General features: G+C 64.4%; 11 protein-coding genes, 1 tRNA gene and 1 riboswitch. Of the genes, 7 read left to right on the top strand and 5 right to left on the bottom strand.

The window, feature by feature from the left end:
* Positions 1-661 precede the first annotated feature (661 nt).
* The 3 genes from JC607_RS11415 (at position 662) to JC607_RS11405 (ending at position 3,396) form a co-directional block, all read left to right on the top strand.
* Positions 662-738 (top strand) — tRNA-Arg (locus JC607_RS11415).
* A 788-nt stretch (positions 739-1,526) separates the two neighbouring features.
* Positions 1,527-2,078: a hypothetical protein gene (locus JC607_RS11410; protein WP_198837045.1), complete on the top strand. Its 552-nt coding sequence runs from the start codon at positions 1,527-1,529 to the stop codon at positions 2,076-2,078.
* A 285-nt stretch (positions 2,079-2,363) separates the two neighbouring features.
* A riboswitch (cobalamin riboswitch) is annotated at positions 2,364-2,576 on the top strand.
* 34 nt (positions 2,577-2,610) lie between these two features.
* Complete coding sequence (locus tag JC607_RS11405) at positions 2,611-3,396, top strand: hypothetical protein (RefSeq protein ID WP_198837044.1); 786 nt, start codon at positions 2,611-2,613, stop codon at positions 3,394-3,396.
* Between the two features lie 41 nt (positions 3,397-3,437).
* On the opposite strand, the gene JC607_RS11400 is transcribed toward JC607_RS11405, so the two are convergent.
* The 3 genes from JC607_RS11400 to fabA are packed head-to-tail and all read right to left on the bottom strand — an operon-like array spanning position 3,438 to position 6,013.
* Positions 3,438-4,226 carry an enoyl-ACP reductase gene (locus tag JC607_RS11400; protein ID WP_198837043.1) on the bottom strand — a complete coding sequence of 263 codons (789 nt, stop codon included), beginning with the start codon at positions 4,224-4,226 and terminating at the stop codon, positions 3,438-3,440.
* Positions 4,227-4,249: 23 nt separating this feature from the next.
* On the bottom strand, positions 4,250-5,479 hold the full coding sequence (gene fabB / locus JC607_RS11395; RefSeq protein ID WP_198837042.1) for a beta-ketoacyl-ACP synthase I: 1,230 nt from the start codon (positions 5,477-5,479) through the stop codon (positions 4,250-4,252).
* Positions 5,480-5,503: 24 nt separating this feature from the next.
* Positions 5,504-6,013: a bifunctional 3-hydroxydecanoyl-ACP dehydratase/trans-2-decenoyl-ACP isomerase gene (gene fabA / locus JC607_RS11390; protein WP_198837041.1), complete on the bottom strand. Its 510-nt coding sequence runs from the start codon at positions 6,011-6,013 to the stop codon at positions 5,504-5,506.
* A gap of 281 nt (positions 6,014-6,294) precedes the next feature.
* Between fabA and irrA the strand changes: the two genes are divergently transcribed.
* The gene (gene irrA / locus JC607_RS11385; RefSeq protein WP_092901920.1) at positions 6,295-6,750 is read left to right on the top strand and encodes an iron response transcriptional regulator IrrA; all 456 of its coding nucleotides are present in this window, start codon (positions 6,295-6,297) and stop codon (positions 6,748-6,750) included.
* 35 nt (positions 6,751-6,785) lie between these two features.
* Here the strand turns inward: irrA and JC607_RS11380 are convergent, their stop codons facing one another.
* Together JC607_RS11380 and JC607_RS11375 are read right to left on the bottom strand one after the other, a co-directional pair.
* Positions 6,786-7,559 carry a hydroxypyruvate isomerase family protein gene (locus JC607_RS11380; protein ID WP_198837040.1) on the bottom strand — a complete coding sequence of 258 codons (774 nt, stop codon included), beginning with the start codon at positions 7,557-7,559 and terminating at the stop codon, positions 6,786-6,788.
* Between the two features lie 9 nt (positions 7,560-7,568).
* Entirely contained in the window at positions 7,569-8,171 is a 603-nt protein-coding gene (locus tag JC607_RS11375) for a DUF1285 domain-containing protein (RefSeq protein ID WP_198837039.1), read from the bottom strand.
* Between the two features lie 321 nt (positions 8,172-8,492).
* On the opposite strand from JC607_RS11375, the gene JC607_RS11370 reads away from it, so the two are divergent.
* From JC607_RS11370 to JC607_RS11360, 3 genes are read left to right on the top strand one after another with little or no spacing between them, the layout of a single operon-like run.
* Positions 8,493-9,509 carry a MoxR family ATPase gene (locus JC607_RS11370; protein ID WP_198837038.1) on the top strand — a complete coding sequence of 339 codons (1,017 nt, stop codon included), beginning with the start codon at positions 8,493-8,495 and terminating at the stop codon, positions 9,507-9,509.
* Entirely contained in the window at positions 9,506-10,387 is an 882-nt protein-coding gene (locus tag JC607_RS11365) for a DUF58 domain-containing protein (RefSeq protein WP_370584789.1), read from the top strand. The genes JC607_RS11370 and JC607_RS11365 overlap by 4 nt, the downstream gene beginning before the upstream one ends.
* Positions 10,387-13,230: a DUF4159 domain-containing protein gene (locus JC607_RS11360; protein WP_198837037.1), complete on the top strand. Its 2,844-nt coding sequence runs from the start codon at positions 10,387-10,389 to the stop codon at positions 13,228-13,230. The genes JC607_RS11365 and JC607_RS11360 overlap by 1 nt, the downstream gene beginning before the upstream one ends.
* Positions 13,231-13,232: the final 2 nt, after the last annotated feature.

The following is a 13,232-nucleotide window of genomic DNA, read 5'->3' as shown; positions in this document are numbered from 1 at the left end:
AGCAGAGGGCCGCCTAACATGAGCACCTGACCGGAACAGAACCGGGACAGGTCCACTATTTGTCTGCCGAGACCCTGAGCGCGCTGGCCGAAGTGGTCGAGCAGCACGGGCAGGGCAAGCACAGTGCAAGCACAGGGATCGCTGGCCGTCTGAGGTGGTGATCTGCAACTGGGCGCGTCGGCTTCAGGAGCCGCCGCCCTCTGGCAGCCGGTTTGTCACCACATACCTGCGCAGTCGCGCCGGACGGCAGGCGCTGTCCGAGGGGTGTGCGTTATGCCCTGCAAGAGCTTGTGACGATACTTGCTCGGCATAACTGCACGGTAAGCTATTGAGTTCATAATGTTAGGCCGTGCGCGACAATGTCGGCCGGATGCAGGTCAAATGTCGATCAGATGGGCGATTAACTGTTCAGTATCGCGCACTTTCAACCCGCGCGGATGGGCAAAATTCAAACCCGTAGTCTCGCTGACTCCGGATAAGAGCCGGGGGCCACAGCAAATGGATCAAGCTTGTTACCAGAGTTCTCCCTTGCAGCAGCAGGAGCGGTGCTGGGGTAACAGATGCAGCTACTCCTCGTCCGGATATGGAAGCAGGGATCTCCAGCTGTGGACGCAGTCCTGCGTTGCGAACCATTTTCCGAACCGCTATCAGAGACGAACACGGCCCCGTAGCTCAACTGGATAGAGCACGGACCTTCTAAGTCTGGGGTTGGGGGTTCAAGTCCTCCCGGGGTCGCCATCTCTCTTTTATGTGTTTCTGTCGTTCGACATCGAAATACCAACTTTTCGACAAAAGTTGGTATTCGGCAGATTCAGGATATTCGAGAAGCTTGCCGGGCCAGCCGGGACCAGGTGCTCGGCGATAAGGAATGTCGTGTCACGGTCCTGACCGCGTGCTGAGCAACACCGGCTCAGCCCAGTTCCGTTCGAACAACTGCCCGAAATCCTGCCCGCCCGGCGTGAACGGCTGTGGTCGTTCCGAACTTCGCTGGCTGCGGTGACCTCAGCCAGAGCATCGGTCTCCGACTTGCACACCATCAGATCCCTGAATCAGACCCCGGCAGGTTTCGCCCTGCATCTGGAAATCGCAATCACCCCTCCCGCTGCGCAACATGAAAGCTCCGGCGCCGCGTGATTGCTCAAACCGCGCCCAAGGGCGTAAATGATCAACGGGCTCCGGCCGCAGCCGGGTAAAAGTTCAGTGGCAGGTCCGTGCTTTAAAAGAGAAATTCAAGATTCCCAAGGTATTATAGAGATATCTCCCAATTTCTGCTGCTCGTGTCGTTGCCTGATGGTGAAGCAACGTTCGATCTCATCCCGTGGTGAAATGAACCCTGCCGACCTCGCATCCAGGGTAAATGGTTGCTTTCCTGTTGCCCGTAGCACTGCGAGAACCTCGTTCTCATGTAGCCCGAACCCGGTCGCGATGGTCGTGGTCGTCAGAAATTTTCCGTAAAACGCGGCGAGGTCGGCGCGAGTGACAGGATACTGCATGGCTTCGGTTTTTCACTTTTTTTGAGCGGAGACATGGCGGGCTTCAAAAGGGCCAGCATTCAGAAACAATTGCGCACATCCACGCTGCGCCCGAGCTCTGCCGCCGAAATGATATCCGCGAGCGCCCCAGCTTTTGTGGTGACCCGCAAGGCTCCTCAGGCTGGTGATCCCATTGTCAGCAAGTCGCCGCTGGAGCTGCTGGCCAGTGTAGTGCGATCCCTGATCCGAATGATGGAGCAGCGCATCGGCCTGCCGACAACGAGGTTTTGGCGATCAGGGCCAGACATTCGCGGGTGCGGCATCGGCCACCGTCATGATCCGGAACCGACGGCCATCCGTCAGCCGATACGACCCGCGCCATGGGCCGCAGTTCCGAGGAGCAGAAGAAACTGGACCGGCACCGGAAGAAGCAGCGCTTGCAACCGACCGCAGCGCAACCTGGCCGCCCTTTGGGCTGCTTTTTCATGTCTGACCCCATATCTGATCTTCTGGCAGGTTGGTATTCACGCGTCGGAAGTCGGGATTTCGGTATCGGCAGCTCGGCGTTTTGCGTGTCGGATGATCGCTGTTGCGCAAATGCTGTGACGGATTCACGATGAGAATCCAGTCTGTTGGCCGGGATACGGCAGACCAAAGCCTCCGGCCTGCCGTATCCCGGCCTGGCATGACCACAATACGGCGCCGGCCAGGCGCGGATCTTTGTCACACTGGTTTGATCCCGATACACAGTGGACGATACCCCGCGTTATGGAGCGCGTATCGTCCTATTGTAGTGCTGGTCTCCGTTTGTGACCGCTGGCGCCGTCATGGCCCCTGCGTGCGCCCTCGCGGAGCGGGGGGCAAAAACCGGTTGACCCCGGACCGCTCCGGGTTTTCCATAGGGGCGATGGTTCCCGGACCGGCTCTGGCCGTTTCGGGTGAAAAGGGAACGGGGTGCGGCGGCTCAAACCGCCAAGGCCCCGACTGCCCCCGCAACTGTGAGCGGCGAGCAACCTCCGGAATGCCACTGCCCTTCGGGGCGGGAAGGCCGGAGCGAGCCGCGACCCGCAAGTCAGGAGACCTGCCATCGCAAGACATCAACAAGAGCCCGGGCGGGGTGCCCCGGAAGGAGTTTGCGGTGATATATGCGAAGGCCCCCTCGGGGGGATTTAAGATCCGTCATGGCGACAGCCGCGCGGTGCGTGCGTCCGGCGCGGCGCTGACACAGGCCGGTTTTCCTCCGGTTGAGTTTCGGAAAGTGGCGCTGCCTTCGCAGGTTCAGGGCCGCGACCCGCGTCTCTGGCCGCGGCTCAGCTTTCGCCTCGATCAGGGCGAGCGGCTGGTTCTGTTCGGGGATCAGCCGGAGATTGCGGCGGAGGTGCTGCGGCTGATCGCGCGGCAAACTGCGGCGATGGCCGGGGCGGTCTGCCTGCAGGGGCGCGACATCTGGCTGATGTCTGGGGCTGAGGTCCGGCAGAAGGTCGCTTTGGTTGACGCGGGAAGCCTTTGCGATCCGGCGGGTAGGGTGGGGGTGAGTGCGGGAGTGAGCCTGTGGCAGACGGTGTCGCGGGCGCTTTTGCCCGAGGGCTGTGACTGGGGCGAGGTCCGGGATGACCGGCGGCGGCAGGATATCGCGATGGCGCTGGCGAAAATGGGCCTGCTCGCGCAAGCGGATCAGGATTGCGCCGGGCTTGATGCCGCCGGCCAGCTGGCCCTGGTGATGGCACGCGCACTTGCGATGCGGCCCGGGGTTTTGCTGATCGACGCCACCCGGCCTGACCCTGCGGCGGCGCCGGCGCTGGATCTGCTGGCCGGTCTCGATGACCTTGCCATCCTGGTCGCGGCGGCGCCACAGCAGCGCTCAATGACCTGGGCCACCGGCTGGGCGACGGGCTGGCTCAGCCCGCCTGACATGCTTTGCTGAGCTGGGACGGGGGGGGCATTTACCCCCCATTCCGGCGCCGTTCAGAGGTTTTCCGATTGCGGGAAACCGAGGATATGGAAGCCGCCATCGACATGGATCGTCTCGCCCGTCGTGGCGCGACCGTAATCCGAGCACAGCCAGACTGCGGTGCCGCCGATGGTTTCCAGTGTGGCATTCGCCCGCAGCGGCGCGTTTTCTTCGGTGTGGCGGAAGGTCGCGCGCGCGCCGCCGATCGCCGATCCGGCCAGCGTCTTCATTGGCCCGGGTGAGATCGCATTCACCCGCACGCCCTGCGGCCCAAGGTCATTTGCCAGATAGCGCGTCGCTGATTCGAGCGCGGCCTTGGCCACCCCCATCACATTGTAATTCGGGGCGATTCTGGTCGAGCCCTGGAAGGTCAGGGTGACAAGACTGCCACCGTCCGGCATCAGCTCGGCGGCGCGGCGGGCCACGTCGATAAAGCTGAAACACGAGATATTCATCGAATTGAGGAAATTCGCGCGGCTCGTATTGGTGAAGCGCCCGGTCAGCTCGTTCTTGTCGGAATAGGCGATGGCATGGACCACGAAATCCAGGCTGCCCCAACGGTCTTTCAGCGCAGCAAAACAGGTGTCCAGCGAGGCCTCATTGGTCACATCGACATCAACAAGGATATCGGATCCGACCGAAGCGGCAAGCGGCTGCAACCGCTTGCCGAACGCTTCGCCCTGATAGGAGAAAGCCAGCTCTGCCCCTTCGGCCGCCAGCGCCGAGGCAATGCCCCAGGCAATGGAACGGTCATTCGCAACCCCCATGACGAGGCCGCGTTTACCCTGCATCAGTCCGGCCATTGCCCGGTTCCCCCGCTTTATTCTTACCCGAGATATTTACTCATAACCAAAGTGGCATTGGTGCCGCCGAACCCGAAACTGTTCGACAATACACCGTCAATTTCGACATTCTCGCGAAGGCTGGTCACGATTTCGCCCGGCAGCAGCTCCGGGTCGGGGGTTTCGACATTGGCCGAGGCCGCGATGAAACCCTTGTTCATCATGATCAGCGAATAGATCGCCTCATGCACCCCGGTTGCGCCGAGCGAGTGGCCGGTCAGAGATTTGGTCGAGGCCACCGGCGGGGTTTTCCCCTCGCCAAAGACGCGGCGGATCGCCTTGATCTCGGTGATGTCGCCGACGCCGGTCGAGGTGCCGTGGCTGTTCAGGTAGTCGATCCGGCGGCCTTCCGGCAGGGTGGACAGCGCCAGTTTCATCGACCGCTCGCCGCCCTCACCCGAGGGCGCGACCATGTCATAGCCGTCAGAGGTGGCGCCGTAGCCGGTGACTTCGCCGTAGATCTTTGCGCCACGCGCCAGCGCATGGTTCAGCTCTTCCAGCACAACAAGGCCGCCGCCGCCCGCGATCACGAAACCGTCGCGATTGGCGTCATAGGTGCGCGAGGCGCGTTCCGGCGTGTCATTGTATTTCGACGACATCGCGCCCATCGCGTCGAAGAGGCAGGACAGCGTCCAGTCGAGCTCCTCGCCGCCGCCGGCGAAAACGATATCCTGCTTGCCCATCTGGATCAGCTCTGCCCCATTGCCGATGCAATGCGCCGAGGTCGAGCAGGCCGAGGTGATCGAATAATTCACGCCCTTGATTTTAAAGGGCGTCGCCAGGCAGGCCGAGGTCGTCGAGGACATGCCTTTGGTCACGCCGAACGGGCCGATCCGCTTGGGCGAGCCGGTTTCCGCGACGATGTTATGCGCCTTGAAGAAGGATTTGGTCGAAGGGCCACCCGATCCGACGATGATGCCGGTGCGCTCATTCGAGATATCGCTTTCCGCAAGGCCCGAATCTTTGATCGCCTGTTGCATCGCGATGAAATTATAGGCTGCGCCATCGCCCATGAAGCGCAGGTCGCGCTTGTCGATATGGTCCTCGAAGGTGATGTTCGGCTGGCCATGCACGCGCGAGCGGAAGCCACGCTCGGCATAGTCCGGGGCGAAAACGATGCCGGATTTCCCGGCGCGCAGGCTGGCTTCGACCTCGGCCACATCATTGCCGATGGGAGAGACGATGCCGAGACCGGTGATGACGACGCGACGCATAGGGGTACAGTCCTTGCCTTGAGGTCAGGAGGCCGAGAGGGCCACCTTCATATCTTTCACGAGGTAGATGGTCTCGCCATCCGCTTCCACGCGCCCGTCTGCCACACCCATGGTCAGGCGGCGGCTTTGCACGGCCTTGGTGAAATCGACGTAATAGCGCAGCATCTTGCGCTCGGGGCGCACCATGCCGGTAAGTTTGACCTCGCCCACGCCAAGCGCATAGCCGCGGCCTTCCCAGCCGCGCCAGCCGAGGTTAAACCCGGTCAGCTGCCACAGCCCGTCAAGGCCAAGACAGCCCGGCATGATCGGATTGCCGGGGAAATGGCAGGCGAAGAACCACAGATCCGGCGTGATGTCGAATTCGGCAACCACATGGCCCTTGCCATGCTCGCCGCCATCTTCCGAGATCTCGGTGATGCGGTCCATCATCAGCATCGGCGGCTCGGGCAGCTGGGCGTTGCCGGGGCCAAACAGCTCGCCCCTTGCGCAGGCGAGCAGGTCATCCCGGTCGAATTTGTTCGGATAACGCCCCATAATCTCCCCGTTCTGTCTTTAGTTTCACAACTTTCCTCTAACAGAGGCGACAAACATAGGGCAAGGGCGCAGCGCTTGCGAGGGGGCCGCAGGGCATTTTGGCGGTTTTCAATTGAATCCCCGGGCCGCAACACTTTATAATCTTTCCAGCAACGCCCGTATGACAGCTGGCGGTGTCGCGTCCGGTCGGTGCTGCCTCCCTGCATTTTACAGGGGCCGGCGGCCCGGAAACGGAACGCGATGCTGTGACACTGCGGCAAAAGGGCAGGAGCAGGATGGATATGGCACAGGCGAGCGAAGCTCACGATGTAAGGGCTCAGGCAGAGATCAGGGCTCAGGAAAGGGCCTCTGACTGGCTGCAACGCGGGGGCCTGCGCCCGACGCGGCAACGCCTTGCTCTGGCCAGCCTGCTGGTCGGCGATGGTGAAGATCGCCATGTCACCGCCGAAAGCCTTTTCGAGATGGCCGGCTGCGCGCAGGAGAAAGTCAGCCTCGCCACCGTCTATAACACCCTGCGCGCATTCTGCGATGCCGGGCTCGTGAATGAGATCGTGGTCGATGGGGCCCGCAGCTATTTCGACACGCGGATCGACGATCACCCGCATTTCTACTGGGAAGACAGCGCGATCCTGACCGATGCGCCCAAGGAAGAGCTCGAGCTCGCCCGTATCCCCGAGCCCCCCGCCGGCACCGAAATCAGCCGTGTCGATGTGGTGATCCGGTTGCGCCGCAAGTAACGGCGCTTATGCGCCCCGGGCGGTGCCGGAAGAGGTCAGCCGCCGATCAGCGCGCCACGCGATTTCAGCGCATTCAGCCAGAACAGCCCCTGGGCCGTGCCGCGCGCAGGCCGGTATTCCGCGCTGATCCAGACATTTTCCAGCTCTGCCACCGCATCGCAGAGATCAGGCAGCGAAAAGCCGCCACCACCCGGTTCATTGCGGGCCGGGAAACCGGCGATCTGCACATGGCGGATGCGGTCACGATGATCGGCCCAGACGCTGGCCGCATCGCCATGCAGCTTTGCCGCATGCCAGATGTCAAATTGCAGGCCGATCTTCGGATTGGCGATATCGTCGATGATCCGCGCCGCCTGGTCGTAATCATTGAGGAAGTAGCCCGGCATGTCGTCGGGGTTCAGCGGCTCCATCACGAGCGTCAGATCCGGCGCCTGTTCGGCGGCCCAGGTAAGATTGGCGGTAAACACCGCCTCGGCCTGTGGCCCGCGCGCGACACCGGCCATAACATGCACCGCAGGGACATTCAGCCGCGTCGCATAATCGGCAGCATGAAGGAACCCGTCGCGGAAGGTCTGCTCATCGCCGGGCCGGGCGGCAAAGCCGCGATCCCCCGAGGCCCAGTCGCCCGGGGGCGTGTTGATCAGCACGAGCGGCATGTCGCCAAGCGCGCGTTCCCATTCTGCAACCGGGTGATCATAGGGGAACAGCACCTCGACCCCGTCAAAGCCGGTGCGCCGCGCCCAGTCGGGGCGGTCCAGCATCGGGACCTCGGTGAAGAGATAGGTCAGATTGGCGGCGAAGCGGGACATATATCGGGATCAGGCCAGTTCTGAAGATCTGATGACGGGAAAAAACTCCCCCGAAGACCAGAGGCCAAACCAGCTATCCCCGTCATATGTCTCATGGCAACCGAAATCCACCATCCGGAGAAAGCTTTTCCGGTCGATCCGCGCCCAGAGCGCCGCCTCACCCTCACCCCGGATCAGGATATAGGGAGAGGGCTCGCCGGAAACAGGATCGCGTCTGACCTCCAGCGGATGGGCGCCGGAGGCCAGGGCCACGTCCCCGGTCTTCGTGGTAAAACGCAGCACCTGGTCGCGCCCGGTGCCTTCCGCCTCGATATCGACGGCGAAGAGCGGCGCATCTTCGACAATGATCCCGACCTTCTCGACCGGCGTGACAAGGTAATATCTGCCTTCCTCGCGCTTCAGGATCGACGAGAACAACCGCACCAGCGCCTCGCGCCCGATAGGGGTGCCGAGATAGAACCATGTGCCATCCCGCGCGATCCTTATGTCGAGATCGCCGCAAAAGGGCGGATTCCACAGATGGACCGGCGGCAAACCGCCCTTCTTTGTGGCCTCTGTGGCCGCCTTAGCCAGGCCATCGGCTGAGGGCTGGTTGTTACTCTGATCCTGCATGATCCTCACCGGCTTGTCCCTCCAATGTCGGATGCCCGGGCCCGGATCGCAAGACCGCGCCGCAACTGGCTGATTTCGGAGGCCTCCGGCGGGGATATTTAAGGACAGAAAATAGCGGCCTCTCATTTTCTGTCCCTAAATATCCCGGGGGAGCGCGCAGCGCGTGGGGGCAGGGCCCCCGGCGACAGTGGTCACCGGCGAAACATCGCGCTTCTGTCACGATCATTTGTGTCAAGTCGCCTTTTGGCATTTGTGGTCCGGCGGTGATTTCGGTCTAATGTCTCCGCTGAGACCGACGTTCAACACAGATGGAGCCTCTGAATGACCGCAGCCCCCGCAGGAGATGTCGCGCTGGTGACCGAGATCGAGGCTCTGGGCGCAAAGCTCGGCGAGGCCCGCGCCTCGATCGAGCGTCGCTTCATCGGGCAGGAAAAGGTGGTTGAGCTGGTGCTTTCGGCCATGCTCTGCGGCGGTCATGCTTTGCTGGTCGGTCTGCCGGGGCTTGGGAAGACCCGCCTTGTCGACACGCTCGGCACCGTCATGGGGCTGAACGCCAACCGCATCCAGTTCACGCCCGATCTGATGCCGGCGGATATTCTCGGCTCCGAAGTGCTCGAGACCGCGACCGATGGCAGCCGCGCCTTCCGTTTTCTCGAAGGCCCGGTCTTCTGCCAGCTTTTGCTCGCTGATGAGATCAACCGCGCCAGCCCGCGAACACAATCCGCGCTTTTGCAGGCGATGCAGGAGAAAGAGGTCACCATCGCCGGTCAGCACCGCGCGCTTGGCCGGCCGTTCCATGTGCTCGCGACGCAGAACCCGATTGAACAGGAGGGGACCTATCCGCTCCCCGAGGCGCAGCTGGACCGTTTCCTTGTCCAGGTCGATGTCGATTACCCGACCCGGGCGGTCGAGCGTGAGATCCTTCTCGCCACCACCGGCGCGGCTGAGGCCGATGCCATCCAGGTTTTCGACACCGATCAGCTGATCCAGGCACAATCGGTCATTCGCCGCATGCCGGTCGGCGATAAGGTTGTCGAATCTATCCTCGACCTCGTGCGCGCCTGTCGTCCGGGGGAACCCGAAGGCCGCGATCTGAAAGACAGCCTCGCCTGGGGTCCGGGGCCGCGCGCGGCGCAGGCTCTGATGCTGACCGTCCGGGCGCGGGCGCTCCTTCACGGCCGGCTCGCGCCGTCGCTCGACGATGTGGCGGCTCTGGCCCAGGCCACGCTGACGCATCGGATGGCTTTGTCCTTCGCCGCCCGCGCGCGGGGCGAGACCCTGGCCGCGGTGATCTCGCGCACCACCACCCGCATCCTCGGGCTTGAGGCGGCTGCGTGAGCCCGACCCTTCAGAACGAGGCCCTTCAGAGCCGGGCGGAGGCGCTCGGCCAGTCGCTGCCGCCTTTGCTGGCCGAGGCCGAGATGCTGGCCGCCACCCTGATGCTGGGCGAACATGGCCGCAGGCGAGCAGGGTCTGGCGATGAGTTCTGGCAATATCGCGCCGCGCATCAGGGCGACCCGGCGCGGGCCATCGACTGGCGGCGCTCGGCGCGCTCTGACGGGCATTTCATCCGAGAACGCGAATGGCAGGCGGCGCAATCGGTGACGCTCTGGGTCGATCCGGCCAAAAGCATGACGTTCACCGGCGGCAAGGACCGCCCGGCCAAGGGCGAGCGCGCGCGTCTGCTGGCGCTGGCGCTGGCGGTGCTTTTGTTGCGCGGCGGCGAGCGGGTCGGTCTGGCGGGGCTGGCGCAGCCGCGGTCAGGCCGCAGCCAGATTGTGCGGCTCGCGGCGCGGCTGGCGGGCGAACCCGAAGCCGGGGATTTCGGCGCGCCTGAAACGGCAGGCATGGTCGGCCATGGCCGCGCGGTGTTCGTCTCGGATTTCCTCGGGCCCATCGAGCCGGTCGAGGCGGCGCTTTCCCGCGCGGCGGATCGCGGTGTGCGCGGCGCGCTGTGCCAGATCCTCGATCCGGCAGAAGAGGAATTCCCCTTTGATGGCCGGGTGATCTTCGAATCAATGTCGGGATCCATGCGGCACGAGACGCAGCAGGCCGGGGAATTGCGCAGCCGCTACCTCGCCCGGCTGGCCGAGCGCAAGGACCGGTTGAGCGAGCTTGCCCGCCTGGTCGGCTGGCAATTTTCCACATTCCATACCGGAGCCCCGGCGCAATCTGCGCTTTTGTGGCTCTATCGCGCGCTGGAGGGCGGGCGCTGATGTTCATGATTGGTCCGGTCGGGTTTCTGACGCCCTGGATTCTCTGGGGGCTCGCAGCGCTTCCGGTGCTGTGGTTCCTGCTGCGTGCGGTGCCTCCGGCGCCGATCCGCCGCCGGTTCCCGGGTGTCGCGCTGCTTCTGGGCCTGCAGGACGAGGATGCCGAGACTGACCGCACGCCCTGGTGGTTGCTGCTTCTCAGGATGCTGGCGGTGGCGGCGGCGATTATCGGCTTTGCCGGTCCGGTGCTGAACCCTGAGCAAAAACAGGCCGGTACGGCACCACTGCTGGTGGTGCTTGACGGCGGCTGGGCGGAGGCGCGCGACTGGGCGCGCCGGATCGAGCGCGCGGGGCTTGTGCTGGACGAGGCCGGTCGCGACGGTCGCACGGTCGCGGTGATCCGCCTGACCGATGCGCCCCAGGAGGTGAGCTTCCGCGCCGCCGATGACTGGAAGGGCAGGCTTGCGGTGATGGAACCCTCGCCCTGGCTGCCGCAGGATCCCGGCGCCTGGATTGATCATTTCCCGGCCGGAGAGTTCGACACGCTCTGGTTGTCGGACGGGCTGGATCACGAGGGGCGCGCCATGCTGGCGGGATTGTTCGCCGATAAGGGGCAGCTGACGGTGCTGACCGGCGATGGCCCGGTGCTGGCGCTGCATCCGGCCGGTTTTGCCGAAGGCGCGGTGCTGCTGTCCGCCTCGCGGCTTGATGCGGGCGGGGCGGCCGATATCGAGGTCACCGGGCGCGGCCCGGATCCTTCGGGGGTGGAGCGCGAACTCGCGCGGGCCAGGATCAGCTTTGCGCCCGGCGAGACCCGGGCCGAGGTGAAGCTTGACCTGCCGCCCGAGCTCAGAAACCGCGTCACCCGCTTCGAGATTGCGGGTCTGCGGTCTGCCGGGGCGGTGAGCCTGACCGATGACAGTCTCAAGCGGCGCAAGGTGGCGCTGATCACCGCGGGCCCCCAGGCCGAAGGGCTGCAGCTTTTGTCGCCTTTGCATTACCTGCGCCAGGCGCTGGAGCCGGTGGCCGATCTGATCGAGGCGCCGGTGACGACGGCGCTGCCCGCCAATCCCGATGCCGTGATCCTGGCCGATGTTGCCCGGCTGACCGCATCGGAAGAGGCGGCGCTGGTGGAATGGGTCGAAAAGGGCGGGCTGTTGCTCCGCTTTGCCGGCCCGCGCCTCGCGGCCTCGGATGTGAGCCGTTTCGAGGAAGACCCGCTGATGCCGGTGCGGCTGCGCGAAGGGGGCCGCGCGCTTGGCGGCGCGATGAGCTGGGGCGATGCGAAGGACCTGGCGCCGTTCCCTGAGGGCAGCCCCTTCTTCGGCCTCGCACTGCCTGGCGATGTCCAGGTGGCCGAGCAGGTCCTGGCGCAGCCCGACCCTGACCTTGCGGAACGCACCATCGCCGCCCTGGATGATGGCACGCCGCTGGTCACGCGCAAATTCATGGGCGACGGCCAGGTTGTTCTGGTTCATGTCACCGCCAATGCGGAATGGTCGACTTTGCCGCTGTCCGGGCTTTTCGTGCAGATGCTTGAACGCCTGGCGATCTCAACCCGCCCGTCTTTGCCGGGCGCGCGTGAACTCGCCGGCCAGATCTGGGTGCCCGAGGTGATGCTGAACGCCTGGGGCGAAGAACGTGACGCGGGCGAGGTCGCAGGTGTGGCGGGCGAAGACCTGGCGATTGCGATGGTGGCAGGTCCTGGCCCCGCCCATCCGCCCGGGCTTTACGCGGGTGCCGACCGCCGTGTCGCCCTGAACGTCGTCAGCCCCGAGACCAGGCTGGTGGCGGCGGAATGGCCGGCTTCGGCGCGGGTCGAAGGGCTTGCGACCCCGCCCGAACAATCGCTCATGGGCTGGCTCCTGTCGGCCGGGCTGGTGGTGTTGCTGGCCGATATCCTTGCCTCTCTCTGGCTTGGGGGGCGGCTCGGCGGCCTGCGGCGCGGGGTTGCGGTTCTCGCAGTGGCGCTTGTGGCCGGGCTGGCCGCGCCACAGGCGCAGGCCCAGGTCAGCGGCGAGACGCCGCCCGCGCCCCCCGAGGCCGCGCAGACCACCGACAGCGCGCCGCCTGACACGCCGCAACCCGGCGATGACTTCGCGATCCGCTCCACCTCGGGCGTCTCGCTGGCCTATGTGAAAACCGGCGATGCGCAGATCGACGAGACCTCGGAATTCGGCCTTGTCGGGCTTGGCGACCGGCTTTGGGAACGCACCTCGATCGAGCCGGAATATCCGACCGGGATTGATCTCGAGGCTGATGAACTTGCGTTTTTCCCCTTCCTGTACTGGCCGGTTACGGCAGATGCGCCAACGCCGTCGGACGCGGCCTATGCGAAACTGAACCAGTTTCTGCGCACCGGGGGCATGATCCTGTTCGACACCCGTGACGCCAATATCGCGGCCTTTGGCGGCGGCACTCCGGAAGGCCAGGCACTGCAACGGATCGCCGCCGGTCTGGATATCCCGGCGCTGGAGCCGGTGCCGGAGGACCATGTTCTGACCCGGACCTTCTACCTCTTGCAAAGCTTCCCCGGCCGCTGGGCCGAGGGCACGATCTGGGTCGAGGCGGCGCCCGCAGATGCCGGTCAGGAAGAGGGCGTGCCGTTTCGCAACCTGAATGACGGGGTGACGCCGGTGGTGATCGGCGGCAATGACTGGGCGGCGGCCTGGGCCACCGATGAAAACGGCGTGCCGCTTTTGCCGGTGGGCCGGGGGGCGGCGGGCGAACAACAGCGCGAGCTGGCCTGGCGGTTCGGCATCAATCTGATCATGCATGTGCTGACCGGCAATTATAAATCCGACCAGGTCCATGTGCCTGCGCTTCTTGAAAGGCTCGGCCAATGAAC

Source organism: Paracoccus sp. IB05 (assembly GCF_016405985.1).
GTDB lineage: Bacteria > Pseudomonadota > Alphaproteobacteria > Rhodobacterales > Rhodobacteraceae > Pseudogemmobacter.
Note: the sequence above shows the minus strand (reverse complement) of the source record. Positions and strands in the feature narration are given on the sequence as shown.